An 8,170-nucleotide genomic window follows, 5' to 3' on the forward strand; every position below is an offset into this window, starting at 1 on the left:
AGCATTTCAGTGACACACGCACGCAGCATGACGACGTGCCGACTCCAGCTCCCGCACCCCTCATTTCGGTCGAGCCTTCTGCCTCCGACACCGTTCCGACCGTCTCCCTCATCGAACCGATCGAAAGCACAGAAGAAGTAATCCCCTCTCCCGCACCCAAAGAATCGACTATTTTGACGATGGCGAAAAAAGTCAAAGAGTCCAAGCAGCACGCCATTGTCGTCGATGAACTCGAAGAAAATAAAATGCTTCTGGAACAGATCGACCGTGGAGCAAGCGAGAAGCCCAAGAACTTCAAACTCCCTCCCATCGATTTTTTCCAAATGCCGCCCAAAAAACAAAATGCCGTCGATGAAGCCGAACTGGATGACAAAATTCGCGATCTGATCGACAAGCTCGGCCATTTCAACATCGACGGCGACGTCGTACGAACCTACGCGGGCCCGGTAGTATCAACGTTTGAATTCAAGCCTGCCGCGAATATCAAAGTCTCAAAAATATTGGGGCTTCAAGACGATCTGGCGATGGCGCTTCGCGCCCAGACGATCCGTATTCAGGCGCCGATCCCCGGCAAAGACGTCGTAGGGATCGAGATTCCGAACAAAACGGTCGAGACGATCTATATCCGCGAGCTGTTTGAAAGCCAGCTGTTCAAGGAAGCCGCATCTCCTCTGACCCTCGTTCTGGGAAAAGACATCGTCGGCAAACCATTCATCACCGATCTCAAAAAACTCCCCCACCTCCTCATCGCGGGAACAACCGGAAGCGGCAAAAGCGTCGGTATCAATGCGATGATTCTGAGCCTGCTCTACAAAAATTCCCCCGATCAGCTCAAACTCCTGATGATAGACCCGAAAATGCTCGAATTTTCGATCTACAACGACATCCCCCATCTGTTGACGCCGGTCATTACCAAGCCCAAAGAGGCAATCGCGGCACTCAGCAATATGGTGTACGAGATGGAACGCCGTTACAAGCTGATGAGCGAAACACGCACGAAAAACATCGAAAACTTCAATGAAAAAGCCAAAAAAGAGGGGTACGAACCCCTGCCCTATATCGTCGTCATCATCGACGAGCTGGCAGACCTCATGATGACTAGCGGCAAAGACGTCGAATACTCGATCGCCCGCCTCGCACAGATGGCGCGTGCCAGCGGTATCCATCTGATCGTTGCAACCCAGCGGCCGAGTGTCGATGTCGTCACGGGACTCATCAAAGCCAACCTTCCTTCCCGTATCAGTTACAAAGTCGGCCAGAAGATCGACAGTAAGATCATCCTCGACGGGATGGGAGCCGAATCGCTGCTCGGACGCGGGGACATGCTCTTCACCCCTCCGGGTATGAGCGGTCTGGTGCGGCTGCATGCGCCGTGGAGCACCGAAACCGAGATCGAAAAAGTGGTCGAATTTCTCAAAGCGCAGCGCGAACCCCAATATGACCGCCGCTTTTTACGCGAAAACGACGACAATACCGGGAATACCGGAAGCAGCGGCAACGATGAAGAACTCGACGAGCTCTACGAAGAGGCAAAAAATATCGTCCTAAGCGAGCAAAAGACCTCTATCAGCTATTTGCAGCGCCGTCTTCAGATCGGATACAACCGCTCTGCCCGCCTAATCGAGCAGCTCGAAAACAACGGCATACTCTCCGCTCCGAACGCCAAAGGCAACCGCGACATCGTCCTAAACGATCCTTTCTGATTCTCCTCGCGGAGACTCATCCTTTTCCTTTTCACCCCCAATATGTAACTTTTTCTCCTATTTGATTTCTCACTCAGTACAGCAATGTTTTGGAATCAAACCTAATATGTTACTATATTACTCATTATGATTTTAGTTTTTGCAAATATATGAGTATATTCGTAACATTGTAAAAAATATGTTTTTTTCTTCTGTTATAATCATTCAAAATTTACACGAGACAGGAGTCACCATGGCTTTTATGGACGAATATAAAGCACACGTTGCGGAACGTGCGGCGCAAAACATCCCTCCTCTTCCGCTGACTAAAGAGCAGGTAACCGATCTGATCGAATTGATCAAAGCCGAAAAAAGCAAAAATACCGAATTGGTCGATATGCTGGCAGAGCGCGTCAATCCGGGTGTTGACGACGGCGCTCATGTCAAAGCGGCATTCTTGCACCAAATCGTCCAATCTCAGGAAAAAGCTTTCCTTGCGGATTCTGCTGACATCGATAGCGTAGAGCACAAAAAAGCTGCCATCAAAATCCTCGGAAAAATGGTCGGCGGTTACAACGTGAAACCTTTGATCGATGCAATGAGCATCGAAGCTCTGGCTGCTGATGCTGCGAATGAGCTTAAACACACGTTGCTCGTTTACGATGCGTTCAATGATGTTGTCGAACTCTCCAAAACCAACAAATATGCCAAAGAAGTACTCCAGTCTTGGGCAGATGCGGAATGGTTCACCAGCAAAAAGCCTCTGGCGGAAAAATTCAGCGTCGTCGTCTTCAAATTCCCGGGTGAAACCAACACCGACGACCTCTCTCCGGCAAGCGCGGCGTTCACCCGCTCTGACATCCCGCTTCACGCGACTACCATGCTTTCGGCAAAAATGCCTGAAGGCATCGCCAAAATCGCCGAACTCAAGCAAAAAGGGATGCAGATCGCCTACGTCGGCGACGTTGTCGGTACCGGTTCAAGCCGTAAATCGGCTGCCAACTCAGTCCAGTGGCACATGGGTGACGACATTCCGGGTATCCCGAACAAACGCACCGGCGGCGTCGTCATCGGCAGCATCATCGCTCCGATCTTCTTCGCAACCTGTGAAGACTCAGGCGCACTCCCTATCGAAGCCGATGTGTCTCAAATGGAAACGGGCGATGTACTCGATATCGACACCAAAGCGGGAACCATCACTAAAAACGGTTCTGTAATCGCTAATTTTAGCCTTCGTCCAAACACGATCGAAGACGAAGTACGTGCCGGCGGACGTATTCCCCTTATCATAGGACGCGGTTTGACAGCTAAAGCACGCACAGCGCTTGGAATGGCTCCTGCAACCATTTTCGCAACTCCTATCCAACCAGCCGATACGGGCAAAGGATACACACTTGCGCAAAAAATGGTGGGTAAAGCATGCGGTATGGAAGGCGTACGCCCCGGCATGTACTGTGAGCCGATCACAAGCACCGTAGGAAGCCAAGATACAACCGGACCGATGACGCGCGACGAGATCAAAGAGCTATCTGCTCTTGGATTCTCGGCTGATTTCGTTCTTCAATCATTTTGTCATACGGCAGCATACCCAAAACCATCGGATGTGAAATTGCACGCAACGCTTCCGGCATTTATCAGCTCACGCAGCGGTGTTGCCCTTCGTCCGGCGGATGGAGTTATCCACTCATGGTTGAACCGTATGGTTCTTCCTGACACTGTAGGTACAGGTGGCGATAGCCATACCCGTTTTCCGATCGGTGTCAGTTTCCCTGCGGGTTCAGGTCTCGTAGCGTTCGCAGGTGTTACAGGTGCTATGCCGCTTGAGATGCCGGAATCGGTTCTTGTCCGTTTCAAAGGGGAAATGCAACCGGGTATCACCTTGCGTGATCTCGTCAACGCTATTCCCTACTATGCAATCAAACAAGGTCTTTTGACCGTTGAGAAGAAAGGGAAGAAAAACATCTTCAACGGACGTGTTCTGGAGATCGAAGGTTTGCCGAACATGAAAGTCGAGCAGGCGTTCGAACTTTCCGATGCGTCGGCTGAGCGTTCGGCGGCGGCATGTACCGTCCGTTTGAACAAAGAGCCGGTCATCGAGTACCTCAAATCCAACGTCACCCTCATCGAAGCGATGATCAAAGACGGCTATGAAGATGCGCGCACGTTGCAGCGCCGTGCGGACAAAATGAAAGAGTGGCTCGCCGCTCCGTCACTGATGGAACCGGACGCCGATGCGGAATACGCCGCGATCATCGAGATCGACCTGAACGAAGTCAAAGAACCGATTCTGGCATGCCCGAACGATCCGGACAACGTCAAGCTCCTCAGCGAAGTTGCGGGCGAGAAAATCGACGAAGTCTTCCTCGGAAGCTGTATGACCAACATCGGCCACTACCGTGCGGCGGGTGAAGTGATGCGCGGCGAAGGCAAAATCGCCGTTGAAAAATTCTGGATCGTACCGCCGACCCGTATGGACGAGCAGCAGCTGATCAACGAAGGCTACTATGACGTCTACAAAGCGGTAGCCGCTACGACGGAGGTCCCTGGATGTTCACTCTGTATGGGTAACCAGGCAAGTTCACGCGAGGGGTCAACCGTATTCTCGACCTCTACCCGTAACTTCGACAACCGTCTGGGTAAAGGGACTCAGGTGTACCTTGGTTCTGCCGAGCTGGCATCTGTCTGTGCCAAACTCGGACGTATCCCGACCGTAGCGGAGTACATGAGCATCGTTCCTGAAAAACTTGCGGGTAAAGCGGACGACGTGTACAAATATCTCAACTTCAATGAGATTACCAACTACGCACTTCAGGCACGTAACGTGGCTGAAGAAAAATACGGCGTATCGATCAAAGCCGTTTAATCTCTCCTCCCTTCTTCGGAAGGGGGCTTATGCTATAATGGCACATCTACTTACCTAAAGCACATTCATGCCCTCTTTTGATTCTGTACCGTTACGTTTGCCGCTTAGAAAAGCCCTTTCACGATTAAATTTTACGTCTATGACGCCGATACAAAACGATACCCTTGCACCGATTCTGGAGGGTAAAAACGTTGTCGCACAAGCCGCTACCGGAAGTGGAAAAACGCTCGCTTTTTCACTGGGGGTTCTAGAGCGGATCGATCCGAAACGTTTTGAAGTCCAGTCGCTTCTTTTGTGCCCTACCCGCGAACTGGCCGAACAGGTTGCCAAAGTCATCCGCTCCCTGGCGTCTGAAATCGGCAATGTCAAAGTACTGACCCTCTGCGGCGGAGTCCCGATGAAAGGACAGATCCATTCGCTTAAGCACGGCGCTCATATCATCGTCGGAACGCCGGGACGTGTTTTGAAACTGCTTCAGATAGAGGCTCTGGAACTCAAAGACGCCCGATCGGTCATCCTTGACGAGGCGGATCACATGATCGATATGGGGTTTATCGAAGATATTACCGCTATCTTGGGCTTTGCCCCGGCTGATACGCAATACCTGCTTTTTTCGGCAACCTATCCCGAAGCCATCCTCTCTTTAGTCTCCTCGCTGATGGAAAATCCCGTCTTGATCCGATCGCAGGCGACGAGCGATAAACCGCTGATCGACGAGATAGCCTATCAATGCGATGATAAACTTTTTGCCATCCCGCACCTTCTGGCTCACCACGCGATCAGCAATGCCATGATCTTTTGCAATACGAAAATCGAGACCGACAAAGTGTGCACGGCACTCAACGCATTAGGCGTTCATGCTCTCGCGCTGCACGGCGATATGGAACAATTCGACCGGAACGAAACCATGATCCAATTCCGCAACGGGAGCGTGAGCGTCCTTGTCGCCACCGACGTTGCCGGCAGAGGAATCGACGTCGACGGGCTCGATGCCATTATCAATTACGACGTTCCGACCCAAAAAGAGCGTTATCTTCACCGGATCGGGCGAACGGGCCGGGCCGGGAAAAACGGCCTTGCAATCACGCTGCTTGAGGGAGACAACCTTCTGGCGCAGATCGACATTTCAGTGAGCCCTCGTGCGCTGCCCCCTTTTTCGGATGCTCCGCTCTCAATAACCCCGATGCAGACACTCTCCATCGATGCGGGCCGCAAAGAGAAACTCCGCCCCGGCGACATTGTCGGCGCCTTGATTCATGAATGCGGCCTGACCAAAGAGCAAATCGGCAAGATCGATCAGTTGGATCATTTAAGCTACCTCGCCGTTCCGCGTTTATTAGCGAAACCTATTTATCAAAATCTGAAAAATCGCCCGATAAAAGGGAGAAATTTCAGGTTGTGGCTGTTAGACTAACGAAAACTGTTTATGATATTTTCTTACGCATACGAGGACACTTATGGCCAATCAGGAACTTACATTCGCTGAAGAGGAGTTTATCGTCTCCAAAACCGATTTAAAAGGGAAAATCACTTATGGGAATTCTCTTTTTATCAAAATGTCCGGCTACTCTGAACATGAATTGATCAATCAACCCCATAACATACTCCGCCACGAAGATATGCCCGCAGTCGTCTTCAAACTGCTATGGAGCCGCATTCAGGCGGGAAAAGAAATTTTTGCGTACGTCAAAAACAAAACCCGAAACGGCGATTATTACTGGGTATTTGCCCATGTCACCCCGTCTTTTGACACAAACCGTCAAATCAGCAATTACCACTCCGTGCGCCGGAAACCGACGCAAAAAGCCCTTAGCGTTATCAAGCCGCTGTACGCGACGTTGCTCCAAAAAGAAAAAAGCGGCGGCGTAAGCGCTTCGGAAGCCGCATTAAACCAAATCCTCAAAGACAAAGGACTGTCGTATGATGAATTTATCCTCTCTCTCTAAGATTCAATACGCCAACATAGCGTCGATCGCTCTGTTCGTCATTGCTTTGATCATCGAAATGGTATTTTACGGTTGGAGCTGGATTCGCCTTCTGAATTTTTTCAACTTCGCACTGGCATGGTTCGTATTTATCAACATTCGTAAAACACAAGAAACGATCAGCGAGGTTGCCGCCGTCATCAAAGGTGCCGAAGCGGGAATGCTCGAAAACCGCATTACCAATATCACCGACCACGGCGAATTGAACGATTTGTGCTGGAACACCAACAATATGCTTGATCAGACGGAAGTTTTCATCCGCGAAATCCGTGCGAGCGTCGAAGCATCCAGCCGTGACGAATTCCACCGCCGCATTCTGACACAGGGGTTGCAGGGCGAATTCAAAGAAGCAAGCAATTTTGTCAATAAAGCTATTGATGCGATGCACAGCAATTATCTGCATGTCCAAAAATCGATCCTTAACAGCGCGCTCGGAAAAGTCGGTGCGGGCGTAGGCGGAGGGCTTGAAGTTATCCAGCAGGATTTGCAAAACACCATCCTAAGACTCCATAAGATTACCGAAATCAGCCAGACGACGTCCAAAAACTCGTCTCAGACCGTCAATGAACTCGAAGAGATCATCAGCAAACTCAGCCGCCTCATCGAGCTGGTCCAAATCTCCGCCGATGCAATCCATTCGCTCAACGATAAAACAAGCGAGATCAGTTCTGTCGTCAATCTGATCAAAGACATCGCCGATCAGACCAACCTGCTCGCCCTTAACGCCGCCATCGAAGCGGCCCGCGCCGGCGAACACGGCCGCGGATTTGCCGTTGTCGCCGACGAAGTGCGCAAACTGGCCGAGCGGACGCAGAAAGCGACCGGCGAAATCGCCATCGCCGTTCAGACGTTGCAACAGGATACGACCGAAATTTACTCGAATTCCGAAGACATGAACGAGATCGCAAACGAATCGAGTCACGCGATCGAATCGTTCCGTCAAACGCTCCATACGTTCAACCGCGATGCGCAAAGCACGGCGATTCAGGCGACAGCCATCGAAAATACGACGTTTGTCACGCTGGCAAAAATCGACCACATTATGTTCAAATCCAATGCTTACAAAGCGATTACCAACGGGAAAGCCGAGATGCAATTTTCCGATCATCACAGCTGCCGTTTGGGCAAATGGTATGACGGCGGTATGGGGCATGAACGATTCGCCCATCTCTCAAGCTTCAAACCGATGGAAAAACCGCATGAAACGGTTCATGTCATGGTACACAACAATCTTGTGTTCATTGAAGGCGAAGACCACTCTATCGAGCACCAAGAAGAAGTTCTTAACAATTTCAAAACGATGGAAGAGGCCAGCTATACGCTGTTCGGCTTGATGGACAATCTGATCAAAGAATCCGAAGAAGATCTGATGAAACGCGCGAATCAGGGATAAATCCCCGGCGCGTCAGCTTTTAAAATACCCTTCCAAAATCTGTTTCCCCAATTCGACGCCCGGTTGATCGTAGGTATTGATTTCCAAAAGCGCCCCGCTGGCCGAAGTCAGAAGTTCGTAATAAATGATCATTTCACCGACCGAATGTTCATCGATCTTTTTCCATTCGATCTCATCGACGCTGACATCGCTGTCAATGACGCTTTTCATCGTTGCCATGCACTGCGCGTTGATCAACTCGTTAAAC

At 50.6% G+C, this 8,170-nt stretch carries 5 protein-coding genes and 2 pseudogenes; 6 read left to right on the forward strand and 1 reads right to left on the reverse strand.

Translation table 11 applies throughout. The annotated features are described in order from the left end of the window. From JU82_RS02655 to JU82_RS11610, 6 genes and pseudogenes are all read left to right on the forward strand, one after another. Window positions 1-1,703 (forward strand): DNA translocase FtsK (locus tag JU82_RS02655; protein ID WP_294892030.1); only part of this gene is annotated, 1,703 nt, incomplete at its 5' end. A 232-nt stretch (window positions 1,704-1,935) separates the two neighbouring features. After that, the gene (acnB, locus tag JU82_RS02660) at window positions 1,936-4,545 is read left to right on the forward strand and encodes a bifunctional aconitate hydratase 2/2-methylisocitrate dehydratase (protein ID WP_294892031.1); all 2,610 of its coding nucleotides are present in this window, start codon (window positions 1,936-1,938) and stop codon (window positions 4,543-4,545) included. 67 nt (window positions 4,546-4,612) lie between these two features. Then, on the forward strand, window positions 4,613-5,959 hold the full coding sequence (gene dbpA / locus JU82_RS02665) for an ATP-dependent RNA helicase DbpA (RefSeq protein ID WP_037946186.1): 1,347 nt from the start codon (window positions 4,613-4,615) through the stop codon (window positions 5,957-5,959). Window positions 5,960-6,002: 43 nt separating this feature from the next. Beyond that, window positions 6,003-6,491: a PAS domain-containing protein gene (locus tag JU82_RS02670; protein ID WP_037946188.1), complete on the forward strand. Its 489-nt coding sequence runs from the start codon at window positions 6,003-6,005 to the stop codon at window positions 6,489-6,491. Window positions 6,492-6,912: 421 nt separating this feature from the next. Continuing rightward, a pseudogene (locus JU82_RS11605) lies at window positions 6,913-7,527 on the forward strand (methyl-accepting chemotaxis protein); the annotation flags it as partial. A 45-nt stretch (window positions 7,528-7,572) separates the two neighbouring features. Continuing rightward, window positions 7,573-7,923: a CZB domain-containing protein gene (locus JU82_RS11610; RefSeq protein WP_294892038.1), complete on the forward strand. Its 351-nt coding sequence runs from the start codon at window positions 7,573-7,575 to the stop codon at window positions 7,921-7,923. 12 nt (window positions 7,924-7,935) lie between these two features. Here JU82_RS11610 and JU82_RS11615 read toward each other — a convergent pair. Next, window positions 7,936-8,170: pseudogene (locus JU82_RS11615) on the reverse strand (glucose-6-phosphate isomerase); the annotation flags it as partial.

Origin of the sequence: Sulfuricurvum sp. MLSB (assembly GCF_000747095.1) — a bacterium.
In the GTDB taxonomy this organism is placed as follows: Bacteria; Campylobacterota; Campylobacteria; order Campylobacterales; family Sulfurimonadaceae; genus Sulfuricurvum.